The organism is Vibrio sp. YYF0003, assembly GCF_036350715.1.
Lineage (GTDB): Bacteria > Pseudomonadota > Gammaproteobacteria > Enterobacterales > Vibrionaceae > Vibrio > Vibrio natriegens.
Map to the genome: position 1 here is coordinate 398,774 of NZ_JAZDWA010000004.1, position 25,478 is coordinate 424,251.

The following is a 25,478-nucleotide window of genomic DNA, read 5'->3' on the forward strand; positions in this document are numbered from 1 at the left end:
CTAATGAATTAACCGACTCTGTATTTTCAGCCTGGTCATTCAATATTATTAAGCAAGAATTGAACACAATCGTGTAATGTAAATTCTTTAGATTTCTCGCATTATATTCTTCATCCAAACAAGATGCTTTTCAGCAAATATTTTTGTGTGTGACTAAGCTGATAGATGAAATCCAGTCATAGGGGAGAATGAATTATGGTTATAAATGAAAACTTCACACTTTCAAATGGTGTTGAAATACCTAAGCTGGGGTTCGGAACCTGGCTGATAACTGGTAGTGATGCGGAAAGAGCAGTAAAAGAAGCAATTGAAGTTGGCTACCGTCATATTGATAGCGCGCAAGATTACGGCAATGAAGCAGAGGTCTCTGCCGCGATTAAAGCGAGTGGTGTTAAAAGGAAAGATATTTTTGTTACGACAAAATTAGCCGCCGGCTATAAGACTTATGAAGAATCTGTAGATGCTATTAACCGCTCACTGGACATCATGGGGTTGGATTATATTGATCTTATGATCATTCACGGATCTCAGCCATGGCCTGACTTTGGCAGTGAAGACCGATTTGAAGAAGGTAACCGACAAGCTTGGAAAGCATTAGAAGAGTTTTATAACGCGGGTAAAATTCGAGCGATAGGTTTATCGAACTTTACTCAGTACGATCTCGATAATATTTTGGCGAGCTGTACCGTCAAACCTATGGTACATCAAGTCTTAGCGCATGTGAGCAATGTGCCTACAGAGCTCATCGAATATTCACAAAGTCATGGAATGCTGGTTGAAGCCTACTCGCCAGTCGGCCATGGTGAATTATTTAAAAATGCAGAAATCGCTGAAATGGCGAACAAATACAACGTGTCTATTCCGCAGCTTTGTATTCGTTATGATTTGCAACTAGGTCTTTTACCGTTACCTAAAACAGCAAATCGTGCTCACATGGAAAACAACGCAGACATTGATTTTGTGATTTCAGATGAAGACATGCATGTTCTGAATAATATGCAGAAAATCCAGGATTATGGAGATGCCAGCGTCTTCCCTGTCTACCAGCAAAAATAGCCGATAACTTCAGTGACTATTAATCCCCAATAGGTCCTAGTCCTATTGGGGATTAAGTAAGCGTTAAACACTTAAATGCATTGATATGATTCGATGGCGTTGATATCTCCTTTACCTTTGTATGTCGCTACTTGAGGGTAGGCACAAACAGGCATATTTTTTCCAGGGAAACTTTTTCCTTTGGCAGGCAAATAATCAGGTGACTGCTGTTTTTCAACCCAATTCTGCATTGCAGTTAGCGGGTCAAGATCATCAAGGGCAGGGCCACCACCACAATGTGTCATTCCCGGCACCATGAATAATCGATTCCACTCATTCATAGCAGATTGATCGCCATTTGATGTTGTTTGCCTGGTTTTTAAGTACCAATTTTCAATATCGTCAGCAGAGAATACAGGGTCAGATACACCTTGGATGATCATCAGCTTACTACCATTTTGGACGAAGGTGTTTAGCATGGTTGAAGTTGCATCATTTAGTGCGCCTGTTTCTTTCACAAGTGATTCGGCTTGGTCAAAATCAAAATCAGCCAGGTCGGCTTGTGGATTAGGGGGCGTCATAAAATAAAACATCAATGAGCCCGCTCCGAGAACCGCATTTAAAGCATCAGGCTTCGCGGCATCCTGGGAAAAGCCTAGTTTCCACGCTCTCCATCCTGGAGCGGTAATTCCTGCATCGTAAGGCCAAGTGCTGTAAAGAAGGTTACCTTGGCTATCTTTAGCTCCGCCAAAAATCTTTTTGACCGCCGTAACTTTTTCTTCACTAAGACATGCACCATCGGGTGAGGCCTTGCAGATGAGGTTATCTGGATTGAAATCACAGTTCCTATAGTCGTTTATAAGCCCATCTTTAACACCGTCTCTGGCATCACATTGAGCGACTACTGCGTCAGATATTGTTTGTAGATCTTTATTGGTGAGCGCATTGGCCAGTACTTTCTGCCCGTTCTCATTTGCTGGCGCGATACCCATTAATGTTTGAGTATCCCAAACTTCACTAATTGCCGCCCGGCTTAAATGAAAACCAGGATTTGCTGCTATTACACCGTTATATTCACCAGGGTAGCGCTGTGCCGCGATCATTGCTTCACGTCCACCATTCGAACAGCCCATAAAATAAGAAAATGCGGGCTGTTTATCATAGAATTTATTAACAATGGTTTTAGCCGCTTGAGTGACTTTACCGACAGCTGCGTAGGCATAGTCTAATCTCGCTTGCTGATCTAAACCAAAGGTAGGGTCAACACCATCGTGACCACCGTTCATTGAGGTGACCGCGTATCCTCGGTTAAGGGCAGGGGTCGCCGTGGAGCCTGAAATGGGTGTTGTACCAATAGCGTTAGCTAAAAATCCGTCTGTACCGCCACCACCTTGGAAAATGAATCGATTCTGCCAGTCTTGCGGCAACCGAACTTCGAATCTGAGCGCATTTTCTTTGCCAGTTGCTGTCATGCGTGGTTCGATTTCTCCACGAACTAAACAGTGAGCAGGTAAGTCAAACTCAAGGTCTGGCGCACCAGTAAACATTCTAAATGGATCTTTTCCAGATTTACCAGCGGTAATATATTCCGCTTCTGTAATTTTTCCGTTGTAGATAGGGTAAGAAGTTAGGTTCTCACAATCTTGCTCTGGGGTGGCATGGGCAACATTTATACTAGCGCAGACCGCTAAAGCGCATAATGTCGTTCTACATAGCTTTTGGTTTTGTATTAGATGATGGATTTTCATCAGCATTTCCTATGTAACATTATTCCAACTAAGAGTAGTGCAGGGAATGGTTTTGTTTATGAAACCTACCCATCAAAGAGTGTGTGCGAAGGCTACGTCGACGAGAAGATATGTTTGTATTGAATTATTGCCTATTTGTACATATTTGATTTGAATGTGAGGCAGTTTAGTTTGGCAAAAGATAAAAAAGAGCGGGGAACCCCGCTCATTGAAAATAATATTAGAATGTTTGTGTCAACTTAGCGTGCGGTTGCGCCGCCATCCACAGGTAAAGCTACACCCAATACAAAGGATGAAGCATCGCTGCTTAGCCACATTACTGCTGCTGCCACTTCCTCTCCTTTACCCAGACGACTGATTGGCTGGATGCCGGCGATGATCTCATCGCTCAATACGCCTTTTTCTTTCATATCTGCGACCATCGGGGTATCGATAGCTGCCGGACAAACCGCATTTACGCGGATACCGCGCGTAGCGTATTCCAGTGCAGCACTCTTTGTTAGGCCGATCACACCGTGTTTCGATGCATGGTAAGACGCTAATTTACCCAGCCCAACCAAGCCGCCGATAGAAGAACAGTTCACGATAGAGCCGTGGCCTTGCTCACGCATGTATTTAAGCTCGTGCTTCATGCTTGCCCAAACTCCACGCAGATTGATCGAATTTACTCGGTCAAAGTCATCGGCCAGCTCATCAGCAGCGTCGATTGCAGGAACTTGAATGCCAGCGTTGTTGAACGCCATGTCTAAACCACCAAATTGTTCAACCGTTTGTTTGACAAGTGCTTCAACTTGCTGTTCTTTGGTCACGTCACACACAAAACCAGCCGCTTTACCGCCTGCCTGAGTGATTTCTGCTACCGCTGCATCCAGTGCGTGTGGATTTACGTCGGACAGCATCACGGCTGCGCCTGCTTCCGCGTACGCTTTCGCAGTAGAAAAACCCATACCTGATGCTGCACCCGTCACTAGCGCAACTTTACCGGAAAAATCATAAGAGACTGACATATTACCTCCTCGGTAATGAAGATTATTATTGCTTGAGTTGGAGTTAGAAAATAATGCTAAGCAGAGCCGTAGAATATGATTAATATTCACATCCAGACACTGAAAGGTGACATCATTTACATGACTTAATAGGCGCGTAACTCTATGATGAAAATAGTTTTATGACGAAATTTGATAGCCAATACACTTATATTTAATCAGCTTATTCAGTCCAGCTACGCAGAGTTCAGAATGTGCGAATGTTGAGCATTTATAGAACACACTCCAAACTGATGAGGTAATTCTATCGGTTTTAGCTTTAATTGAGATGAGGCTAAACTCCTTAATCCTTGCCTGATCATCCGTTGATGAAATGGAAGGAGAAAGGGATGAAAAATATTTAATGTGTAAATTTGGTCTGATGATACAAATAGAAAATATTTGATGTTTTTTAAGATAGATTTTTATGTTACGAATAGTACTGTTGAATAAACGATTTTCGAATCTGTAATCATCATAAGTGGAGGCAATTATGGCATTTAAAACTCCGCCTTTAACAACGACAGAAGCTAAAGAAGTTCGCCGTGTTGGGTTTGAGATCGAATTTACTGGTTTGACCATAGGGGACGCTACCCAAATACTGCAAACGGTTTTTGGTGGTGAGCTAGAGCAAAAGTCCGCTGTAGAATACGTTTTACATACGCCTGAATACGGTAAGTTTAAAGTTGAATTAGACTGGGAATTTCTTAAAAACACAGCGCTGGAAGCGAAAGTTAAAGATGATGGCCACGAGTGGGTGGATTTTTTACATCAACTGGCGTTATCCGTGGTTCCATTGGAAATCGTTTCTCCGCCATTCCCAATTGATAAGCTGGAAAAGTTGGATGCACTTATTCCAGCATTGCGTGATGCTGGTGCTAAAGGAACCGATGATTCAGTTGTTGCGGCTTTTGGCGTCCATATTAACCCAGAACTACCATCGCTAGATGTTCAGACGGTTCACTCCTATTTGCAAGCGTTTGGGTTACTTCAATGGTGGCTAAATGAAGCGCACGACGTTAATTTAGCTCGAAAAATCAGCCCTTACATCCAGCTATATTCTGAAGATTATGTTGAACTGCTTCTCGACACGGCCTATCAGGATATGGATGCGTTGATCGATGATTATCTTCTTCATAATCCGAGCCGAAATCGTGCATTAGATATGCTTCCACTATTTGCCTTTATTGATGAAGAAAAAGTGAATAATGCCGTGAAGGATAGCAAAGTAAATCAAAGGCCTACATTTCATTACCGCTTACCCGATTGTTTGATTGAAAATACAAATTGGAGCTTCGCGACGTCCTGGAATATATGGTATCTGGTCGAGGCTTTAGCTGCCGATACGAAGGCACTGGACTTTTTATCTCGTCGTTTTAAAGAAATGTCTCTGCCGCTTATCGGTGTAAAACGTAGTGATTGGGTTAAGGAAGTCAGTCAGTGGATAAAAAGCCGAGAATTGGGGTAACAGGTAACCATCGTAGTTGGTCTCCATCGTGGTGGTGTACAAAACTCGCGCTCATACTAGCAGGCGCAAAACCTGAGAGAATCAGCGTTAAGCACCAGAGATCAGGGAAACCACTCGATGGTCTGGTCATTGGCGGCGGTGATGATATTGACCCTGAACACTATGGTGGCGAAGCCAGTGAGCGGGATGAATTTGATCCTGAGCGCGATAAGCTAGAGATAGAGTGGATAAAATGGGCGCTAGAAAGCGAGGTTCCAATTTTGGGGATATGTCGCGGCGCACAACTGGTGAATGTTGTGCATGGTGGCAACCTGTATGCGGATATCTCGACGCTACGTAAGCGGACCTATAATCGTCCGGGCTTGCTACCTACTAAGCAAGTGTTCGTCGATAGAGAGTCAGATCTGTTTGCTTTATGTGGTAAGCCTAAGTTGAGGGTAAATAGCCTGCACCACCAAGCTGTAAAAGATGTTGGGGATGGCTTACGTGTTGCGGGGCGAGATCTGGACGGTTTTATTCAAGCGATCGAAAGCACACAATCCCAACCTATACGAGGTGTTCAATGGCATCCCGAGTATATGTTTTACCTACCTAGTCAGTTTAAGTTGTTTCGCTGGTTAGTCAGGTTAAGCCGCTAATTATAACCACCAAAGCTATAAATAATGTCTTTAAATATTATTTACTGGATTTTTGATAGCGTTTCATAGCTAATCGATATTCTTTTGGCGTAACGTTTTTATAGTTTTTAAACTGACGATTGAAGTTCGCTTGATTGATGTATCCTACTTTTTCTAGGATTACTCGTATTGGATAGTCGGTGTAAGCGAGCATATCACAAGCTATATTTAAGCGAATTTTCTTTAATCTTTGGCTAAAGCTTTCGTTAAAATGTTGTGCAAACAGCCTTCGCACACTGCTCTCGCTTAAAAATAAATGGTTAGCAAGATCTTGAAGTGAAATATTCTCGTTAAAATGAGTTAATAAGTAAGCTTCTGCTCTTTCAATCTTATCATCGACTCGTTTTTTCTCATCGTTTGTTGCATTGATGATAGGGTTTATTAATCGCACGGTATTATTATCCGCGATTAATAGGCAAAAAATTTCAATTAAAATTGCAAGTCGGTTTGGGGGAGGAAGTTCAAGTACATTCGAAAGCAATTTGACAACTTTGTCTCCAGTTTGCGCGGAAAACTGTAAACCTTGGTCAGCTTTTTCCAGAATCTCTTTTAGTGGGGTTAACTCTTGGCAATGGTGAATCAGTTGTTCTATCCAGGATTTTTGAAACCAAATAACATGAGTTTCACACTGACCATCGTTAATCACTGAGTCTGAATAGATGGCGTGAGGTAACCCAGGGCCGATAAGAATCGTGTGGTTATTCTGTATTGCACTATTATAATTTCCTACAAAACAACTACCTAAAAAATTGCGGTGAATCGCAATTTCATATTCCTCATGGCAATGCCAGTCGTAACTCTTTTGAGGTTCGACAATTTTTAAGTAGCGCCAAGAAGCACCTATTCGCTGTGGAACACGCTCTAATTTACGTTTCATAATATATTCAAAAAATATTTATTAATCAATTACTTCAAGAACAATAACAAAATCTAAGCGGAAAGTACTTATAGTTGAACGAATCGCACTCCTACTAAAAATCTCTGACTACTAAAATGTCGTTATCCAATCAACGTAAGGGTACTTCATTATGGTAATTTCAAACAAAATTAAAAAAATGATTGCGGCCAACCGCAAATTATGGATTAAAGAAATGGTATACGGATGTCGTATTCCTCGAGATTTTCTCTGGAGGCATTATGGTTATCAATCACAATGGGAACTGGAAAAGGATTTGATGTACTCTTTCCAAAACCTATCTGAATATCAAAACTAAGCTTGATAATCGGAGTGACTAAAATCCTCAACAACATATGCAGATTAAAGGGTATTTTACATAGTTATTTTTAGAGCTTATTTAGGCCATATGGAATACCCTTTCTCTTAACATCCACTTAATTTTAAATGATGGCTTCCAAACATTCGTCACTTTAGTTGATACGAACCCTGTGACCTAATGCTCCGAGCCTAGTTTACTCAACGAAGCGCTCAGTACCGTAATAAGGAGAATCGCTGCGCCTAACCATTGAACGCTGGTTAACACTTCATTCAGCCATAGTAGGGAGAAAATAGCGCCAAACAGAGGTTCACTTCCCATAAGCAGTGACGCTTTGGTCGGAGATATTTTCCGTACCGCATAATTTTGTGCATAGAAGGCAAACAATGTACAAAACAGAACCAGAAAAGAAGTTGTAAGCCAAAATTCCGGAGCCTGTGGGAGGAGGGCTTGAGTGGTGGGCTCATGAGATACAATACTGATTAAGCAGGCATTAAATGCAACAATGAATGACTGAATACACGTTAGAGTGGTATTGGTTATCTGTTTTCCATGAGTCAGTTTCTTTGTCATGATGACCATAACTGCCCTCAATGCCGCCGCACACAGAATATAGATATCCCCCTGATTGAATGTAATTTTGAAACCGTGGTTATTGGTTAACATGAGTAAACCTGCTGTACTGAATAAGCACAGCCACATCAGTGTTCGATTTGGTTTTCTTCTTCCTGTTAAGGTTTCCAGAAGCAGGGTAAATATGACATTCAGGCTGATTAGAAATGCTGCGTTAGAAGCGGTTGTCTGACTAACTCCATAGACTTCAAAGAAGAAGATCGCCGCAAGGATGACTCCAGTCGGTAGGGCGACTGGCCAATCTCTGTTTTTGCTATGAACAAAGTCCCCGATCATCATTGGGAGTAGCAGTAAAAACGTCCACCCAAAGCGAATCGCAATAAAAATGGACACTGTTGTATAGGTAATGGCACTTTTTGTTAAGCCATAACTTGTCCCCCAAACAATGGCGACTAACAGAAGCAGTAGTTCGGGGATATTGAACAATGAAAGCCTTTCTCTTATCGCTAAGCTAGACACATCTTTTCCTTATAAACCTTGTATGAATTGACTCGATCAATATCCACTAGTACGTTATGTGAAACAATGGATAGATTTGGAAAGGACTTTTGTGCTGTGGACACAAATAAGCTCATCGCTTTACTGCCGGAAATGGCCGTTTTTGTTGTCGTTATTGAAGAAGGGAGTTTTTCTAAAGCAGCGGAAAAGCTCGGTGTTGCGCCTTCATCTGTGAGCCGTTCCATCTCTAAGCTGGAGAATGCTTTGTGCCAAAAGCTCCTTGAGCGTACTACCCGAAATATGCGGTTAAGCATTGCGGGAGAAGAAGTTCACGGATTATGTATGGATATGCTTAAATCTGCGAGATTAGCGACAGATGCTGCTTTTTCCTCTCAAAGCGAGGTTGCTGGTGAAATTAGAATTGCCGCCCCCAGAGCCTTGGCCAGCCAAGTACTTTCGCCGTTAATTCTGGACTTCTTACAAGAATATCCCAACGTCTCGGTACATTTTGTTGTTGAAGACCACTTTATTGATCCTATTGGGCATGAAGTCGATATGGTGATACATATTACCGATAAACCAGTCGAAGGCTTAGTTGCCAAAGAATTAGGGACGAATCGATTACTCATTTGTGCTAGCAAGAGCTATCTGGAAAAATTTGGCTACCCTAGGAGCCCTGAAGAGTTGTCTGCCCATCAATGTATTCGTTTGGGTGAAAGTCCTGTCGACAGGAAATGGGTCTTTGGTCAACAAGGCGTGATTCGTACCGTTAATATCGATGGGCGACTTGCGGTCAATCATACCGAAATCCGTAAAGAAGCTGTTTTACGAGGGATGGGTATTTCGATTTTCCCTGAGTTTTCCATTGATGCGTTGATACAGTCCGGGGACGTTGAGGCGCTATTTCCAGAATGGGAAGTAAAGGGAAGTTATCAGGGAAAGATAGTCGCTCAGTATCCTCAATCCAGATTCATTCCTCGTCAGTTAAAAGTGCTGGTGGAGTACCTTCACAGTAGGTTGAGTGAAACAGCAGTGAGTTCTGACTGATTTTTATTGCTCGATTGCGGGCATCGACAAATGCATTGTGATTAGTCATAAGTGTCAGTTGTTGAAGATCGACCCGCTACCAATCGGTAACGGGCGTGATGAATTTTAAGCCGCGTCCGAGAGAGTCGTGGCCGTTTTTTCAGCCACTTTATCGCAGATGTAGTTGCCGATAGGAATTGCGGAAGTCGCGGCTGGCGAAGGCGCATTACAGACATGCAATGAGCGCGGGCTTTCAGCAAATAGGAAGTCGTGCACTAGTGAGCCATCTTTGAGAACGGCCTGAGCACGGATACCAGCGGGATAAGGCTGGAGATCGCTGACTTCTAGCATCGGACAATATTTCTGCACCATTTTCAGGTAACCAGGTTTCCACCAAGAGTTCCAGGTTTCTGCTAACCCTGTTTTTAAGTGCTTAAAGCTCACTTTCCAGAATCCGGCGAAGGTCACCATATCTCTGATATCACGCAGGGATACATTGAACTTTCCATATCCTTCTCGCTTCCATCCTTGTACGGCATTAGGACCAACAGTCACGCTGCCATCAATCATTCGCGTCAGATGCACACCAAGGAAAGGTAAGTCTGGATCTGGAATTGGATAGATGAGGTGGTTGACGATCTGGTTGTATTTCGCTGGCAAGCGATAATACTCCCCACGATAAGGGACGATTTGAAAATCGGTGTCTATATTGAGCATGCGCGTGATGCGATCGGCCATCAGTCCAGCGCAAGTGATTAGAAATTGGGCGTGGTAAGTGTGGGAAGTGTTACCACTACGACAATGCAGAACAATACTGTCGGCGGTTTCTTCAATATCCTGAACTTCCGTTCCCAGTTTTAGTTCGCCCCCACAGGCTTTAAACTCTTCCGCCATTTTCTTCGTGACCAGACGATAGTTAACAATGGCGGTCGATTTGACGTAAATAGCGCCGTTGCCGGTAATATTCGGCTCTCGTTTTCGCAGTTCAGCTTCATCAAGCAGCTCTGCTTCAATTCCATTTTGCGCACAGCGTTCATACAGGGCTTGCATTCGCTCATATTCTGTCTGGTTTGTTGAAACCAACAATTTGCCGCATTGATCATAAGGTATGTCATGCTTTTCACAAAAACTGATCGTCTTTTCAACCCCTTCTCGACAGAACTGGGCCTTCAGGCTGCCAGGTTGGTAGTAAACACCAGCGTGAATAACACCACTGTTATGTCCGGTCTGATGCATGGATACTTCTGATTCTTTTTCTAATACCAAAACACGTGCGGTTGGGTAGCGCTGCTTCAGTTGCCATGCTGTTGATATTCCGACAATTCCGCCTCCGAGAATCACATAGTCGTACGGCTTTTCCATTGAAATCTCCAAAATAGTAGTGCCCGTGTTATTGCACACGGGCTAATTATTGTTATTTAGTTTGGTGGTGCCAGACCGTTCCCTGGCTCAGTAACATTTAGCGTGAAAATGAACCTCTCTGGCGAAGTAGTTCACGACTTAGATCTGGATGCGGTACAAATTTATCTCGTCCGTGTAGCCAACGGTGGTTGTGAACAACCAGCATAGAACCGACGTTGACACGTACATTGAAACAGTTCGGATCATTTTCAAGAGACTCACCAATTTCATACAGGTACAAACCTTCACGTCGATTTTTAGGTTTCGCAAATTGGTCAATGAACAGGAAGTGTGGTTTACCTTCAGCATCTTCTTCAAAAAATACAGGGTGCTCAATGTCATAACCGGTATTTTTGCTTGGTGGCGCGCCCCAAGTAATGTCTTGCTTCGCCATTGGATGATTATAGAATTTGTCTAGGTCCTGCCAGTCATCAAGATGCAGTAACAGCGAATCGCCGCCTTGCATGTTGCTCTCTTCCATTTTCATCATCAATACGAAATCCGTGCGTTCATCGACGTAGGTACCGTCGTTGTGCATTTCCATACGGCGGTGAGCCTGACGTAGGTAGCTGTCACTGTCGTCAACATTACGCACAGTAAAACGGGCATAATATTTACCGTACATGGCATCAAAGTTTGGCAGACCAATCATGTGCGAAATTGCCGTAGAGAGTTTGACGAAGTAACGACGTTGGATCTCGGTGTCTTCATATTCTGCTCGTACTTCATCACAAGCTTCGAGAAGAAATGCGCCTTGATTACGATCATCCATAATCTGAACAAGCAGCTTACCGAGTTGATAGTCGGATGCTTTATCCAGTGCTTCCGCTACAGCAAAGCGAAGAAATGGCTTGTACTCAATGGCTTGAAGATCCCACTCACAAGTCAGATCATTAAACTTCTCTAATAAGTCCTTTCCAAGAGTAATCACCTGCAAACGGCCATTTACCGGATGTGGGTTAACGGTGATGCCTTGTAGTTCTGAATTTACGCTGTCTTTGATGCTTAGTGTCATGGTTATTCCTTTTATTTCAGCAAAAGATGTCCCAGTTCAGCTTTTGATTCTTAGTGGTAGATATTACTTGTCTACCACTTGGTGTTGAGCGGCCTAATGGGGAGCACCCTGTTTATCCGTGGTTCTTTCCTGTTGCAAAAAGGTTAACAGTGTTGGTCCCATATGTTCAATATATCGAAAATATACTTTCAATCTATAAAATAGATGGATTACGTATCTAGCCGGACGAAAATGCCGTTTTCGTTCACTTTTATTAATAAAAGAGATTCCTTTCATCACTTATTGATATTGAAAACGCCATTTTTCATCTTTTTTGCAGCAACTTTTATTTATTAATATCTCAAAAGCCAGGATTCGGGTTTGTCAGTGTTGTTAATGGTGTGTAAAAGCCGACATGGAGTATTTATAAGATCAATAACGTGAGGACATTATGAAAAAAACAATTAAAACGCTGCTGCTATTTTCCATGTTAAGTGTTGTGGGTGGTGCTCAGGCAGAAAATTACACCATAGGTACAGGAAGCCAGAGTGGGACTTACTACCCATATGGTGGCGTTCTGGCAAAAATCTGGAGCGATAACTTACCTGATTTTAATATGCGAGTTGAAGTAACGGCGGCTTCAGTAGAGAACACCATCAAAGTGGTTCAGGATAAGCAATTGGTAGGTCTCGCGATGGGTGACGTCGTTATTCAGGCTCAAGAAGGAAGCAAGCCGTTTTCACGCGCACTAGATGTTGCGGTACTGACGGCACTTTATCCAAACGTTGTGCAGTTTGTCGTGCGTGCAGATTCGGATATCTACTCACTGAAAGATTTAAAAGGGAAAACTGTCTCTCTTGGCGCGCCAGGTTCAGGCACCAGAGTGAGCGCAAGAAGTATTCTCTCTGCATTGGACCTTGATGAAGACGGTATGAATGTTCAGTCACTTAACTTCTCCGCGACCGCTGAAGCTCTTGCGAATGGTCAGATTGATGCCGGGGTTTTTGTCGGTGGTACTGGGCTGGGCGCGATCACTGAATTGGCTCTGACACGAGATATTCGCGTGCTTAATTTCTCCGCTGAAGACATGAAATCTATCATGGGTGCGCTTCCTGCGTATCAGTCAGTGCAGGTAGAGCAGGGCGTGTATAACGGTGTAGAAAGCTTTACGGCACCAGCTGTTTGGAACGTTTTGGTCGTTAACCAGCGACTTGACGAAGAGTTGGCTTACAACATGACCCGCTTAATTTTTGAAAACGCGTCAGCATTACAAAATTCACTCAGTGTTGCAAAATTCACGACGGTGGAAAATATGAACCAGCTAAGCGCTGTGTCTCTGCATCCGGGTGCCCAAAAGTATCTTCAAGAGCAGCAGAGTAAGCAAGCGCAGTAGGGCAGGTCAGTGAATGAAAGACAATAGAAACTGGAACCTGTTGGTTACCGAGCGTCTGATTGCTGTCGCCGCCATTTTTGCTGTGTCGTTATCAGCATTTCAGATATGGCAAGGCATTACAGCGTCGTTAGCTGCGCCTACTTTTCGCCCCATTCATATTAGCTGGGTGCTGGTATTGGTATTTTTGGTTAAGCCGACATTCTCTTTAAACAGAACCACATTAGTCTACCTGCTTGGGAGAATGATCGATCTGTGTTGCATGGTACTTACCATCTGGGCAACCTGGCGTATTAGCGTGTTCGATTACGATGATATGAGCTTTCTGAGGGATGGTCTTCAACTGACGGATACATTTGCAGGCGTAGTCGTCATCGCGATGTTGCTTGAGGCGACGCGACGTACTGTTGGTGCCGTGATGTCTTGGTTGGCAATCGTCTTTATTCTCTATGCAATGTTTGGCTCGCACTTACCGGATGCCATCGCAAGTAAGAGTTTTTCTATTGAAGAGATGATTCGCTTCCATATTTTCTCGACTAACGGCGTGTACGGAGCACCATTGGGAATTGCCGCAGGCGTGGTATTTACCTTCGTGCTATTTGGTGCCTTTCTTCAGGTTACCGGAGCGGGTCAATTTTTTATCGACTGTGCTTTCGCTCTGGCTGGTAAGTATCGCGGTGGGCCTGCAAAGGCGAGCGTGATCGCTTCTGCTGCGCTGGGTTCGATTTCTGGATCAGCCATTGCGAATACGGTTACGACGGGCTCGCTGACCATTCCGATGATGAAAAAGCTAGGTTACCGACCAGAGCAGGCGGCTGGCATTGAAGCGGCAGCGTCAACCGGTGGGCAAATTATGCCGCCAGTGATGGGGGCTGGAGCCTTTGTTATGGCGCAGTTTACCGGCATCGCTTACTCAGAGATCCTTCTGGTTTCGATTGTTCCTGCCATTCTCTACTTTCTTTCAACGTTGCTTTATATCCATTTGATGGCGTGTAAGCTCGGCTTGAAAGGTATGGCGCAAATAGAGAGCATCAAAATTGTTCTGATCCGAGGCTGGCACTTCTTAGCACCATTAGTCTTTATTACGGTGCTATTGATGTTGAGTTACTCGCCTGTTCTGGTCGGAATTGCAGGGTGTGGCGCTATTCTTGCTGCGGCTATGGTGCGTAAATCGACGCGAGTTTCATTGAAACTGATCTTACAGGGAATGAAGGAAGGGGCACTGATGGCTCTGCCTATCTCTGTGGCTTGTGCTTGTGCAGGTATTATCGTTGGCGTGATTGGACAAACCGGCATTGGTCTACAATTCACTCAGTTCCTGCTTGCCATGTCGGGCGGTCAATTATGGTCGGTTCTCGGGCTGGTGGCGTTAGCTGCGTTGGTTCTGGGAATGGGGCTACCGGTTACTGCTGCGTATATCATATTGTCAGTGATGGCGGTACCAGCACTGACCGATTTAGGTGTTAGCCTGCTTGCCGCGCACATGATCGTTTTTTGGTTGTCACAGACCTCTAATATCACTCCGCCGATCGCTCTGGCAGCGTTTGCAGGCGCTGGTATTGCAAATGCGTCACCAATGAAATCTGCGATTCAGGCGATGAAGTTGGCGCAAGGATTCTTCCTAATTCCTATTATGATGGCCCACGGCAACCTCATCTGGTTTAAAGAGTTCTCATTGTTCCCATTTGTTCTTTCAGTCATCTACACACTCGCCTTGATCGTTGCGTTTGCGGGCAGTATTGAAGGCAGGTTGTTTAATCCTTTGTCGAAGGTGGCAAGGGGGATCCTGTTCGTCAGTGCGCTTGTGTTGGCATTTGGCGATAGTGATGTGATTAACATCGCGGCTACAGTGGGTATTCTTCTGGTTACCGTTTTGAACCAGCTGAAAGTATTGACACCACTCAAAGCCAGTGCTGATTAGCGACATTTCTTGATAGTAAATTGCCCTCAGTCGTTTTAAGACGGCTGGGGGCATTTTTATAACACGCTATTTGATTCTTTTGGGTTGATACCACTGTTCCATAAACTTCAAAAACGCACGCGATGCATTAGACAGGTAATGGCTGCTTTTCCAGCCAATACCAAATTCGACTTTAAGTGCGGGATTAAAGGGTACGCAAACCAATGGCTCATTTTCTTGCACTATTCGTCTCAGGCATGTGCTAACTCCTGCCTCTTTTTTCACTAGGGCTTTCACGAGTTCGATTAAGTTGGTCTCAAAGCGTATATCTGGTTTTAAGTTGTGCTTTCGGCTGTAACGACTGACGGCTTCACGCAGCAAATATCCTTCCCGAAACAGAATAAGCGGTTGCTCGCAGAATTGTTCCAGAGTTACGTTCGATAATTGGGCAAAAGGGTGGCTCTCGTTAACGCAGGCAACGATTTCTTCTGGGCACAACGAGACGTATCTCAGTTGATCAACGGGTTTATCTGTGCGAACGAATGCCAAGTCTAAAGCGCCTTCTAAAAGCATTTTTTCCAGTGTTGCTGTGCCGTGTTCCTGAACATGAATACGAATATTAGGGTAGGCTTGGTTAAAGGCTGACAGTGCTTCAGGGAAAAAATAAGACCCAAGCATCGCAGAAACACCAAAATCGATTTTGCCGCGCTCGAGCCCTTTTAGCTCATCCATTTCAATCTGGGCGAGTTCAACATCTTCCAAAATCCTTCGCGCATGGAACAGGAATCTCATGCCATCAGAGGTGAGCTGAATCTGTCTGCTGCTTCGATTAATTAACTTCAGACCGATTTCTTTCTCTAATTTTTGCATGCTAACGCTGAGTGCCGACTGGGCAATATCCAGTTGGTCGGCAGTTTTGGTGAAGTTGCCGTTCTTAGCCAAAGCTACAAAGTACTGAAGACGTTTGATGTCCACGTGACGTTTCCATGAGGTTTATGATGCGAACAAAATAGAATGCAATATACATTCTGGCGATTGAAATATAGGCTACAATCACTTTTGGTTATTATGAAGAGAAAAGCAATTAAGAGAAGATTACGATCACAGTCTTAATGCTTCTGTCGTGGTTTATGGCAATACTTAGGGCTTGTTTACTGACTGTCCCACATCACGTCACATTGATCATCAATGGCAGATTTGAGTAATTCAACAAGCGGCATTGCTCTGTGACCTATTGATACGACCGGTTCTGATTGCTCGTCATCATCGTCTGCTTCTTGAACGGATTTGTTCTCAACTTCTGCTGCTTTGGTCAGCGAAGCGGTTAATTTGGCGAGCGCTTCTGGCAGGTCTTGAGATGAGATCGAACCGGGCACAGTGCCGCTATGGCCCATCATTTTTATCATATTGAGGGCAATATCGCCGAACATGGTGATATTGGCATGGCTTTTACAGCGAAAGGTGATCAGCATGGCTCACTCCGGTTTTTCCTGATTATATTATACCAATCGTAGTAAATAACAGGTCAATCTAGCTTGTTAAAATACTCGATAACAGCGTTAACATTTTTGATTGTAGAGTAACTACTTATCGAAAAATGTTGCCTTGTTCTCAAGCATTTTTCCTACGCTATTTCTGACCACTTACTCACTGTGATTGGTTTTCACCAGTTTAACCGGAGTTTACCTAAATAGTGGAGTTAATTCTTTGGGGAAGCGGAAAGCGCGAACGCTCTCTTGCTTAATCAAATACGTTTAATCAAACAAGCTTTTAAAGAATCCACCAATTTGCTTCGGAGCTTCTGCTAATCCACGACCGATTTCTTTGAGGCCATCTTCCAAAGGCTGCAGGCAGTTAGGGCTCGTTTCTCCTGTTTCACTCCAAACAGGTAAACTGACTTCGCCAAAACAGCTTTCTCTTAATCCACCCTGACTATCAGTGCTGTAGTTTGCTAGCCCTATTTTCTCTGGCTTAGTTTGAGCGATTGACTGGTAGCCGGCCTTTTTAAGGTAATCACCATAGATTCGTAACGGGCCACTCGATCCTGTCAAAGCGACTGGATTATTATCGTCGCGACCTACCCAAATAGTCACGACATCTTGGTTATCAAGCCCGACATACCAACTGTCACGCCCTTGGTTTGACGTACCAGTTTTACCCGCGAGGTGAGCACTGCGAGGCACGATCTGATTTAAGTAACGCGCGGTCCCTTGCTCGACGACTTGTTCCATTGCATATTCAATTAGCCAAGCCGCCTCAGGTTCCAATACTTTTTCCTGCTGAGCTTGATGACGATAAAGTTCTTGCCCATGTTCATCGAGCACCGCACTAAGTGCGAACAAGTTTTGTTTTTCACCCTGATTTCCTAACGCCTGATACATCTGAGTGACGTTCAGAGGGGAAAGTGCCAGTGCACCCAGTAACATCGATGGCACTTGTGGGACTTGAGTCTCTTTGACACCTAATGACACCAAGGTGTTGGTTACCTTATCTAATCCAATGGCCATACCGAGGTTCACGGTCGGAACATTGTAAGAGTGAGCTAGAGCTTGGTAGAGGCTCACCTGACCGCGATACTGGCGATCGTAGTTTCGTGGTGACCACTTCTCATTATTTTGCGTTTGGATAGTAATTGGTTTATCCGCGAGGTTCGTACCTAACGCGTAGTGTTCTGGCTGTGCTAATGCCGTGACATAAACTGCTGGTTTTATCAGCGATCCAATCTGACGCTCGGCATTTATCGCACGATTAAAGCCATGGAAATTCGGCTGGCGGCTACCAATCATCGCGCGGATTGCACCGCTTCGTTTATCGGCAACGATCATCGCAGTTTCTAAAGACTGGCCTGCTTTCTTTTCTAAGTTGGGCATAACGTTGTAAACCGCTGCTTCTGCCTGACCTTGCACTTTAGGCTCGAAGGTCGTGAAAAGACGCAAACCGCGACCACTGTTGTAGTCGATGCCATCCTCTTTCAGTGATAGCTTTATGTAGTCAAAGTAAGGAGGCTCAGTGGTACTTCCTTTACCCTGAACAGCCAATGACAATGGTTTCTGAATCGCGCGTTCGTAATCACTCGCTTCGAGATCGCCAGTGTCGACCATCATTTTTAGCACTAAGTCACGTCGCGCTTTTGCTCGTTCAGCGTAACGCCAAGGGTTGTAGTAAGACGGACCTTTGACTAAGCCGACAAGTAACGCTTGTTGATCAAGGCTCAGTTCCGATAACGGTCGACCAAAATAATGTCGTGATGCTAAAGCAAAACCGTGAATCGCATTTTGACCGTTTTGACCCAAATAGACTTGGTTTAGGTAAGCATCAAGTAACTGATCTTTGCTGTAGCGATAATCCATGATCACCGCTAAGTAAGCCTCTTTAATCTTACGAACCAAGCTGCGTTCGCGAGTTAAAAACAAGTTCTTCGCGAGCTGTTGAGTTAAGGTACTTCCGCCTTGTACGTTACGCCCCGCAGTAACGTTAGCTGCAAAAGCGCGGGCAATAGCAACAGGGGATACACCGTCGTGCTGATAAAAATCACGGTCTTCGGTGGCAAGTAACGCAGCGACTAATGTCTCTGGCATGTCATCTTTGGATACGTAAATTCGTTTTTCGGTGTTGTCACCGTCGATCATCCCTAAAATTTGTGGCTCGATCTGCAGTACGCCGAGATCATATCCTGAGGTTTCATCGGTGATCTTAACAATGCGTTTGCCACTAAATCGAATGCTTGCCTGCTGCGCAGGTTGCTCACCTTCAGGAAAAACGAACGGTCGACGAATCAGCCTTATTGTCTGGCCAGAAACACTATATTCACCACTCTTTGTTGGCTGTGCGACTTTACGGTAATTTAGCTGCTCCAACTCACTGAGCACTTCTTTCTGGCTAACCTGCATAGCAGGGCTTAACACCAAGTGACGTGCATAAACAACATTAGGCAGTTGCCACATTTGGCCTTCAAACTTGCTCGCGACCAGGTTGTTGAACTGCACTCCGAAGTAAATAATCGCTATAAGGAGTAATACAGCGCCGGCGAAGAGTACTTGAATCAAACGGCGGAACCAGAGTGTTTTCGATAGTGGAGACGGAGTGTTAGCAGGCATCTTTGTTTATGTTACGCGTTAAGGATAGCCGTGAAGCGTAGCCTGATGTTTGTTCGCTTATGTCATTAAAACGTTAACAGTCTCAATTAAGGAACACAAAGAGCAGAGGGAAGGGTTTATTGAGTGGTTATGTAGGCGTTATAAGCAAAAAGCCCACCGAAGCGGGCTTTTGAATTCTATGAAAGTTATGCGGTAACCGCAGGGCTCGCTGAAAACTCTTCAGTATCGATTTCTACTTGTTGAGCAGCGTTGTAGCGCGTGCCGGAGACGTTGTCATTGTTGATGAGTTGTCCCATTTTTTCTAACAGGTCGCTAGACAAACTCACCGACGTTGCCGAAACATTCTCGGTGAGATGGTCGATATTCGTCGTGCCTGGAATAACATGAATATGATCGTGTTGATCCAGCACCCAGCGTAGAACGATGCTAGCCAGACTTGCTTTACTTAGCTCAGCGTCAGACTCTTGCTCGATCAATTGCGCCAGTTGTGTCACAAGATGCTGATTATGCGCAAAGTGCTCACTATCGAATCGAGGCATGTTGCGACGGATATCTTTCGGCGTAAAATTCGTCGGAGAATTGATTTTACCCGTCAAGATTCCACGACCTAACGGACTAAATGCAACAAAGGCAGTCCCCAGTGCTTTACATGTTTCCAGCACTTTGATTTCAGGGTTGCGAGTCCAAAGTGAGTACTCAGATTGCACCGCCGCAATTGGGTGGACTTGAGCGGCTTTTGTTATTGTCGCTGCGGATACTTCAGACAAACCGATTTCGCGAATTTTGCCTTCTTCAACCAGTCTGCTTAGCTCGCCGACACTCTCTTCGATAGGCACGGTTTTGTCCCATCGATGAAGGTAGTAGAGGTCAATGACGTCCGTGTTTAGGCGTTGTAAGCTGTTCTCAATGTTTGTACGCAGCGCTTCAGGACGGCCATTGATCTCTTTCTTACCTTCTTCGTTAATGAACATGCCACACTTGCTGGCCAACACATATTCATCTCTTCTATGCCCAACGGCTTTGGCCACCAGTTTTTCATTGGCACCGCCACCATATAATGTCGCGGTATCTAGATGGTTGTAACCGAGGTCCAAGGCATGATTGAGTAAATGAATGCTCTGTTTCTCATCCGGTGGTGTTCCGTATGCATGAGACAGGTTCATACATCCCAGACCCACAGGGTTACATTGAAATTGGCCAATTTTCCGTTGTTGCATAGTAAGATTCCTTAGCTGTGTTGTCCTTAAATGAGCTGCTCTTCGATGCGGTGCAGTGTTTCCATTGCTGACAGGCATTGGGCAACACTAGAGTTCGGCTCTTTACCGGTCTTAATCGCTTCGAAGAATTCACGATCAATCAATTCAATACCGTTGTTTGACACAGTAACACCTGTCAAATCAATTTGGTTGTCATAGCCGTCATACAAATCATCGTAACGAGCAAGGAAAGTCCCCTCATCACAGATGTAACGGAAGAACGTACCAAATGGACCTTCGTTATTGAATGACAGAGAAAGCGTACAAATTGCGCCTGATGGCACCTTCATACCAATGCTCATGTCCATTGCGATGCCAAGATCCGGATGAATTGGGCCTTGCATGCCTTGAACTTGTGACGCGGTTTCGCCAGTTTGGTATTGGAATAAATCGACCGTGTGACAAGCATGGTGCCATAGTAGGTGATCAGTCCAGCTTCTTGGCTCGCCTTTCGCGTTGGTGTTGGTACGACGGAAGAAGTATGTCTGCACATCCATTTGTTGGATGTTTAGCTCGCCAGCCTGGATTTTATTGTGAATCCATTGGTGGCTTGGGTTGAAACGGCGAGTGTGGCCAGCCATTGCAACTAAACCCGTTGCCTTTTGAGTCTCGACTACTTTGTAGCTGTCTTCGATGTTATCAGCCATAGGAATTTCGACCAAAACGTGCTTGCCAGCTTCCATACACTGGATAGCTTGAGATGCGTGCACCTGAGTTGGCGTTGCTAAGATAACGGCATCAACATCGTCACGAACAAGTGCTTCTTCAAGTGTCGTTACACCAACAGCCTGAGAGTCATATTCATTGATCAGAGCATCAAGCTTGTCTTGTTCTGGAGAAACCATAACTGATACGGTTACGTCGTCGATATTTTGGATGGCTTCTAAGTGCTTACGGCCAAAGGCACCAGTTGCACCAACTACACATACTTTCATAAATAATCCTTTATTACACTTGGTTAAGAGGTAAGGGTATCGTTTGATTGGATGGGTGACGCTGAGTGCTCCATCGTATTCAAAATTTGATTAGATAACTGTTCTAACGTTTGATTATCGACAGTTACATTGATATCCGACATCAGTTGATGCCAGTTGATTGCGCCGCTCGACATACTGGTATCGATATCAAGTGAAGCAAGTGTCTCGACTACTGATTTAAGTTCTTCGCTACGACGTTTCCCATGAGTGAGCATTCTTTCCATATGGTAAACCGCCAATTGCGACAAATTAAGTTGTGGGTAGCTCTTTTCCAGTGATTCAATCACATAGGGCGCGACCCCGGCACGATGAGCCGCAAGCATACATTCTGTTGTTAATGCTTCCAGACCTTTCACCATCGCTGAACGCAACATTTTTATTTGTGAAGCATCGCCGACCTGCTCTGAAATCACGGTTACATCAAACCCCAAATACTGTAATTGTGGTGCAACCAGAGTGGCTTTTTTACCAGAAATGTACAGTGGGATTTGCTTTGAATTCGCTTTTACCGGACTCATTATTGCAGCGTCAATATAGGCTGCACCTTGCGACTCTACCAATTTCGCATTGTGTTTTTTCACTGCAGGAACACACGAGTTACAATCTACGACAAACTGCTTTTCTGTCAGCGCACTACTAAGCGGTGCTAAAGCCAAGTTTGCCTGATCAGGTGTAACGAGAGAAAAAATAACCTGAGCGCCACAAACGGCTTGCTCTGGGTTAAACGCGCCATTGACCTGAAATTGGATGTAATCCATCAGTTTTGCTTCGCGTGTAGCCTCATCGCGTGTTTTGATATCAAAAGCACTGATCACGTCCGGTGCATTGTCACCAGCGATGCTGATAAGTGCTTGAGCGGCTTCACCGAAGCCAATAAATGCGGCACGAGTTGTTTTCACCTTTGATACCCGAATATGTTGCTTCACCGAAAACGACTGTAACATTTGGGTAAAAACACGAATAATCAAAAGATGATATTAGGTATTCAATTTTGAGAAAGCGCTGCCCGATTTAGCCTGACATCTTCAAGCCATTCTTACGCAGAAGCGATACGAAATGCGTCTGTACGGTAGTCGCGTACCAGTTCTTACGCATGGTAAGGCCAATCGGTCGAGACTGCTGGCTGCAATCAAAAGGTAAAATCGTAAAGTGGCCTTCGTCCAGTTCACGTTGAATTTGATGTTGAGAAAGGACAGACAGGCGATCGCTACCCAGTATCAGTTCTTTTACAAGCATCTGCGAACTGGCTTCTACCAAACGTGAAGGGGGCTCTAATCCACCATTAATGAAGATGTCTTCAAACATCTTGCGTCCTGGCGTATTAGCGCTGGAGACTACCCAACTGGCTTGATGTAAATCCTGCAGAGTGACATTCGCTTTTTTGGATAGCGGATGATCGTGGCGTGCAAAGACTTTGTTTTCTGATTCAAACAGGGTTTCCTGACGAATATCGGTACTCGGGATCGGAAATCGCAATGCGCCGATCAGTACATCGATCTCACCGTACTTTAAGTGGTTGAGCAAATCGGAGTAGGGGCCATCGATGACTTGAATCCGGCAGTCTGGATAGCTTTGGCTGAATTCATTAATAGTAATAGGTAGCAAACAGGTACGAGCTAACGGCAGACAGCCCACTGTGATCACACTGTTATGACGGTCGCTAAGTGCGTCGATCTCTTCGATTCCTTGCTTTATTTCCACAAATGCGAGCTTACAAGCTTTGACGAGCGCGGTACCGGCTTTGCTTACGACGATACCATTACTGATTTTTTCGAATAAGGTGACATCCAAGATCTCTTCAAGATCTTTTGACGCGCGGTAAACGGAAGATTGGGACACCTCCAACAAGCGGCTGGCTTCGGTAAAACCCTGACCATCCGAAACGGCAACTAACGCCTTCAGGTGTGTCGACGTCATATTGTACAAGAATCGATGAACGTTGCTTTTGCGTTGCCCTTTGGCGATCTTGAGTGTCTCCGAGATCCCATGCTCTATATGATCTAACGCCCTATCAATACGAAACGCGAAAGCTTTACCTTGCGGAGTCGGCGTCATGCCATCACTGGTACGTTCAAATAGTTCACTGTGAATACTCTTTTCGAATTTTGAAATCGCTTGAGTAATGGCTGGTTGGGAGAGAAATACGGTCTCAGATGCCTTACTGATGCTGCCTGTCTTGACGACTTCAGAAATGGCGCGTAAGTGCCGAATATTTGGGATGTTAAACATAAGACCGCCTGTAAATGAGCAATGTAATTCTCAGTGTTGAATATGCAATTTGGAAAACTGGTAACGCTGATGGGGCAACGACCCTAGGAGGTGAACCCACATTAACTTTTCACTTATTTAGACATGTTTAAGCACAATGCTAAATGTTTAGGTTACTTTCTTGTTTATAAATTGTGACGCCAATCTCCTATTTGTAATTGTATACAATGGAGGGTGTTTATTTTTTATTTAATATTTCAACGCTATAAAATTTGGTTTAATTCATTGAATTTAATAGATTTAATTTTCTATTGTTCTTAATTGATAATTGCCCCTTTATCTAAAAATTGAATGGCACTTTCACTATATGAATTATAGGTCATCTGGGGGGAGTGCTAGATTGTTAATGCCATGAAACAGGAGGTTCACAGAATGAGAACAATAAAAACATTATCACTTTCTCTCGCACTTGCTTACGCGGGAACTGCCGCATCATCTGAAATTGAAATCACTATTGGTCACGTTGATTCTCAGGAATGGACGACATCTAAAAAAGGTGCTGCTACACAGGTTTTTAAAAATCTTGTTGAAGCGGAATCCGGCGGCCGTATAAGTGTCAATGTCTACCCATCTAGCCAATTGGGTGGTGAGACTGAGCTACTACAGTCAGCTCAGGAAGGCATGTTAACAATGACGATGGTTTCTGGGGCTTACAGCAAGCTGTGTAAAGAAGCGAGTGTGCTTGAGATCCCTTACTTGTTCCCTTCAGCTCCGGTTGCATGGGAAGTTCTGGATGGTGAGTTCGGTAAAAAGCTGGGCGAACACTGTCTCAAGCAGACTGGGCTTCGTAACCTTGCTTACGGAGAAACTGGTTTCCGTCATTTCACCAACTCTAAGAAAGTCATCAGCAGCCCGGAAGACCTGAATGGGTTAAAAATCCGCGTGATGACCACCCCTCTTTATATCGAAATGTTGAAATCGGTAGACGCAGAACCAACACCAATTGCTTGGCCTGAAGTTCCGGCGGCACTGACGACTGGCGTAGTAGACGGTCAGGAAAACCCTGTTGGTGTTATTGCGAATAACAAATTCTACGAGCTGCAAAAATACATCACGCTAGATGGCCATGTGTACGGCACTGACTTTCTGCTAATCAACGACGATTTCTACACTGGCTTAAAAGCAGAGGATAGAGAACTGATTGACCGTTCGGCAAAAGTAGCAAGTACGGTAAGTCGCGCTATTCAACAAGTGAATTCAGCTGCTGGCCTGGAGCTACTGGCGAAAAAAGGCATGACAGTAACGTCACTGACTGCTGAGCAGAAGGAGAAGTTCAGCGAGAAAACTCAGCCTGCTGTTATCAAATGGCTAGAAACGACGATTGATTCAAAATGGATCGATGAGGCACTTCAAGCAGTAGACGCTGCTAAATAATTTTAGGTAAGCCGTAAAGCCTATCACGGGCTTTACGGAATTTTGTGGAGAAAGGCTATGATAGAGCGATACAAAAAGCTGCTGGCTATCCTTGCTGGCACTTCATTGCTAACAGTCTTTGTAGTGATGTTGTTTAGCAGCATCAGTCGTTATTTTTTCAATACCTCAATTTTATGGGGTGAAGAGCTGTGTAAGTACGCCATGATTTACGGCGTTATGTTTGCCACAGCAATTTGTTACCTCGATGAGTTACACATTAAATTCTCAGTCCTTAGCTCGGTGAAGTCGGCTAAGTTCCAAAAAATATTAGAAGTCATTACTGACATAGCAGTGTTTGCGAGTGCATTGATATTGATTTGGTCAGGTTATTTGTTTGTTGCGAAGCGCGGTGCCATTGAATCACCGGGTATTGGGATCAGTATGTATTACTTCCAATCAGCACTAGTGGTTGGTGGTGTGTGCTTACTTATCGCAGCATCACTTCGATTAGCCGCTCATCTATCAGCTCTAACCGGGCGTGCACCCTGTCTAAAACGTAGAGATGTATAAGGATTTAC

The 25,478-nt window shown here is 44.4% G+C and carries 21 protein-coding genes; 8 read left to right on the top strand and 13 right to left on the bottom strand.

Annotation, left to right across the window (positions count from 1 at the left end):
- Positions 1-195: 195 nt before the first annotated feature.
- Positions 196-1,056 (top strand): aldo/keto reductase, encoded by an 861-nt coding sequence (locus tag V1U08_RS14605; protein WP_330470888.1) that lies wholly within the window; start codon positions 196-198, stop codon positions 1,054-1,056.
- Positions 1,057-1,127: 71 nt separating this feature from the next.
- Here V1U08_RS14605 and V1U08_RS14610 read toward each other — a convergent pair whose 3' ends face one another.
- Together V1U08_RS14610 and V1U08_RS14615 are read right to left on the bottom strand one after the other, a co-directional pair.
- Entirely contained in the window at positions 1,128-2,783 is a 1,656-nt protein-coding gene (locus V1U08_RS14610) for a tannase/feruloyl esterase family alpha/beta hydrolase (protein WP_330470889.1), read from the bottom strand.
- Between the two features lie 239 nt (positions 2,784-3,022).
- Positions 3,023-3,790, bottom strand: coding sequence for a glucose 1-dehydrogenase (locus V1U08_RS14615; RefSeq protein WP_330470890.1), 768 nt, complete (start codon positions 3,788-3,790; stop codon positions 3,023-3,025).
- 511 nt (positions 3,791-4,301) lie between these two features.
- Between V1U08_RS14615 and V1U08_RS14620 the strand changes: the two genes are divergently transcribed.
- Together V1U08_RS14620 and V1U08_RS14625 are read left to right on the top strand one after the other, a co-directional pair.
- Positions 4,302-5,276: an amidoligase family protein gene (locus V1U08_RS14620; protein ID WP_330470891.1), complete on the top strand. Its 975-nt coding sequence runs from the start codon at positions 4,302-4,304 to the stop codon at positions 5,274-5,276.
- Positions 5,249-5,914, top strand: coding sequence for a gamma-glutamyl-gamma-aminobutyrate hydrolase family protein (locus tag V1U08_RS14625; protein ID WP_330470892.1), 666 nt, complete (start codon positions 5,249-5,251; stop codon positions 5,912-5,914). The genes V1U08_RS14620 and V1U08_RS14625 overlap by 28 nt, the downstream gene beginning before the upstream one ends.
- 37 nt (positions 5,915-5,951) lie before the next feature.
- On the opposite strand, the gene V1U08_RS14630 is transcribed toward V1U08_RS14625, so the two are convergent.
- Positions 5,952-6,830, bottom strand: coding sequence for a helix-turn-helix transcriptional regulator (locus V1U08_RS14630; RefSeq protein ID WP_330470893.1), 879 nt, complete (start codon positions 6,828-6,830; stop codon positions 5,952-5,954).
- 514 nt (positions 6,831-7,344) lie between these two features.
- A complete protein-coding gene (locus V1U08_RS14635) occupies positions 7,345-8,259 on the bottom strand; it encodes a DMT family transporter (protein ID WP_330470894.1) in 915 nt (304 codons plus the stop codon).
- A gap of 96 nt (positions 8,260-8,355) precedes the next feature.
- Here V1U08_RS14635 and V1U08_RS14640 point away from each other — a divergent pair, with 96 nt between their 5' ends.
- Positions 8,356-9,285 (top strand): LysR family transcriptional regulator, encoded by a 930-nt coding sequence (locus tag V1U08_RS14640; protein WP_024372793.1) that lies wholly within the window; start codon positions 8,356-8,358, stop codon positions 9,283-9,285.
- Between the two features lie 105 nt (positions 9,286-9,390).
- Here V1U08_RS14640 and lhgO read toward each other — a convergent pair whose 3' ends face one another.
- Both lhgO and glaH read right to left on the bottom strand, forming a co-directional pair.
- Entirely contained in the window at positions 9,391-10,626 is a 1,236-nt protein-coding gene (gene lhgO, locus V1U08_RS14645) for an L-2-hydroxyglutarate oxidase (RefSeq protein ID WP_239947338.1), read from the bottom strand.
- A 97-nt stretch (positions 10,627-10,723) separates the two neighbouring features.
- Positions 10,724-11,680, bottom strand: coding sequence for a glutarate dioxygenase GlaH (gene glaH / locus V1U08_RS14650; RefSeq protein WP_014233866.1), 957 nt, complete (start codon positions 11,678-11,680; stop codon positions 10,724-10,726).
- A gap of 430 nt (positions 11,681-12,110) precedes the next feature.
- Here glaH and V1U08_RS14655 point away from each other — a divergent pair, with 430 nt between their 5' ends.
- Positions 12,111-13,052 carry a TAXI family TRAP transporter solute-binding subunit gene (locus tag V1U08_RS14655; RefSeq protein WP_020334225.1) on the top strand — a complete coding sequence of 314 codons (942 nt, stop codon included), beginning with the start codon at positions 12,111-12,113 and terminating at the stop codon, positions 13,050-13,052.
- Between the two features lie 13 nt (positions 13,053-13,065).
- Complete coding sequence (locus tag V1U08_RS14660; protein WP_330470895.1) at positions 13,066-14,970, top strand: TRAP transporter permease; 1,905 nt, start codon at positions 13,066-13,068, stop codon at positions 14,968-14,970.
- A gap of 66 nt (positions 14,971-15,036) precedes the next feature.
- On the opposite strand, the gene V1U08_RS14665 is transcribed toward V1U08_RS14660, so the two are convergent.
- The 7 genes from V1U08_RS14665 to V1U08_RS14695 form a co-directional block, all read right to left on the bottom strand.
- A complete protein-coding gene (locus tag V1U08_RS14665) occupies positions 15,037-15,924 on the bottom strand; it encodes a LysR family transcriptional regulator (protein ID WP_330470896.1) in 888 nt (295 codons plus the stop codon).
- Positions 15,925-16,100: 176 nt separating this feature from the next.
- On the bottom strand, positions 16,101-16,421 hold the full coding sequence (locus tag V1U08_RS14670) for a DUF1840 domain-containing protein (protein WP_118120460.1): 321 nt from the start codon (positions 16,419-16,421) through the stop codon (positions 16,101-16,103).
- Between the two features lie 282 nt (positions 16,422-16,703).
- Positions 16,704-19,046 carry a penicillin-binding protein 1B gene (mrcB, locus tag V1U08_RS14675; RefSeq protein WP_330470897.1) on the bottom strand — a complete coding sequence of 781 codons (2,343 nt, stop codon included), beginning with the start codon at positions 19,044-19,046 and terminating at the stop codon, positions 16,704-16,706.
- Positions 19,047-19,231: 185 nt separating this feature from the next.
- Entirely contained in the window at positions 19,232-20,263 is a 1,032-nt protein-coding gene (locus V1U08_RS14680; RefSeq protein ID WP_330470898.1) for an aldo/keto reductase, read from the bottom strand.
- A gap of 26 nt (positions 20,264-20,289) precedes the next feature.
- Positions 20,290-21,237, bottom strand: coding sequence for a Gfo/Idh/MocA family oxidoreductase (locus tag V1U08_RS14685; RefSeq protein WP_014233873.1), 948 nt, complete (start codon positions 21,235-21,237; stop codon positions 20,290-20,292).
- A 23-nt stretch (positions 21,238-21,260) separates the two neighbouring features.
- Positions 21,261-22,178 (bottom strand): DUF1932 domain-containing protein, encoded by a 918-nt coding sequence (locus tag V1U08_RS14690; RefSeq protein WP_330470899.1) that lies wholly within the window; start codon positions 22,176-22,178, stop codon positions 21,261-21,263.
- Positions 22,179-22,290: 112 nt separating this feature from the next.
- Positions 22,291-23,508: a LysR family transcriptional regulator gene (locus V1U08_RS14695; protein WP_020334233.1), complete on the bottom strand. Its 1,218-nt coding sequence runs from the start codon at positions 23,506-23,508 to the stop codon at positions 22,291-22,293.
- Between the two features lie 411 nt (positions 23,509-23,919).
- On the opposite strand from V1U08_RS14695, the gene V1U08_RS14700 reads away from it, so the two are divergent.
- Together V1U08_RS14700 and V1U08_RS14705 are read left to right on the top strand one after the other, a co-directional pair.
- Positions 23,920-24,921: a DctP family TRAP transporter solute-binding subunit gene (locus V1U08_RS14700; protein ID WP_317587209.1), complete on the top strand. Its 1,002-nt coding sequence runs from the start codon at positions 23,920-23,922 to the stop codon at positions 24,919-24,921.
- 57 nt (positions 24,922-24,978) lie between these two features.
- Positions 24,979-25,470 (top strand): TRAP transporter small permease, encoded by a 492-nt coding sequence (locus V1U08_RS14705; protein ID WP_065303400.1) that lies wholly within the window; start codon positions 24,979-24,981, stop codon positions 25,468-25,470.
- Positions 25,471-25,478 lie beyond the last annotated feature (8 nt).

Coding starts and splice junctions, on each gene's coding strand:
- V1U08_RS14605 (WP_330470888.1), top strand. CDS start 196: ATGGTTATAAATGAAAACTTCACACTTTCAAATGGTGTTGAAATACCT.
- V1U08_RS14610 (WP_330470889.1), bottom strand. CDS start 2,783: ATGAAAATCCATCATCTAATACAAAACCAAAAGCTATGTAGAACGACA.
- V1U08_RS14615 (WP_330470890.1), bottom strand. CDS start 3,790: ATGTCAGTCTCTTATGATTTTTCCGGTAAAGTTGCGCTAGTGACGGGT.
- V1U08_RS14620 (WP_330470891.1), top strand. CDS start 4,302: ATGGCATTTAAAACTCCGCCTTTAACAACGACAGAAGCTAAAGAAGTT.
- V1U08_RS14630 (WP_330470893.1), bottom strand. CDS start 6,830: ATGAAACGTAAATTAGAGCGTGTTCCACAGCGAATAGGTGCTTCTTGG.
- lhgO (WP_239947338.1), bottom strand. CDS start 10,626: ATGGAAAAGCCGTACGACTATGTGATTCTCGGAGGCGGAATTGTCGGA.
- glaH (WP_014233866.1), bottom strand. CDS start 11,680: ATGACACTAAGCATCAAAGACAGCGTAAATTCAGAACTACAAGGCATC.
- V1U08_RS14655 (WP_020334225.1), top strand. CDS start 12,111: ATGAAAAAAACAATTAAAACGCTGCTGCTATTTTCCATGTTAAGTGTT.
- V1U08_RS14660 (WP_330470895.1), top strand. CDS start 13,066: ATGAAAGACAATAGAAACTGGAACCTGTTGGTTACCGAGCGTCTGATT.
- V1U08_RS14670 (WP_118120460.1), bottom strand. CDS start 16,421: ATGCTGATCACCTTTCGCTGTAAAAGCCATGCCAATATCACCATGTTC.
- mrcB (WP_330470897.1), bottom strand. CDS start 19,046: ATGCCTGCTAACACTCCGTCTCCACTATCGAAAACACTCTGGTTCCGC.
- V1U08_RS14680 (WP_330470898.1), bottom strand. CDS start 20,263: ATGCAACAACGGAAAATTGGCCAATTTCAATGTAACCCTGTGGGTCTG.
- V1U08_RS14685 (WP_014233873.1), bottom strand. CDS start 21,237: ATGAAAGTATGTGTAGTTGGTGCAACTGGTGCCTTTGGCCGTAAGCAC.
- V1U08_RS14695 (WP_020334233.1), bottom strand. CDS start 23,508: ATGTTTAACATCCCAAATATTCGGCACTTACGCGCCATTTCTGAAGTC.
- V1U08_RS14700 (WP_317587209.1), top strand. CDS start 23,920: ATGAGAACAATAAAAACATTATCACTTTCTCTCGCACTTGCTTACGCG.
- V1U08_RS14705 (WP_065303400.1), top strand. CDS start 24,979: ATGATAGAGCGATACAAAAAGCTGCTGGCTATCCTTGCTGGCACTTCA.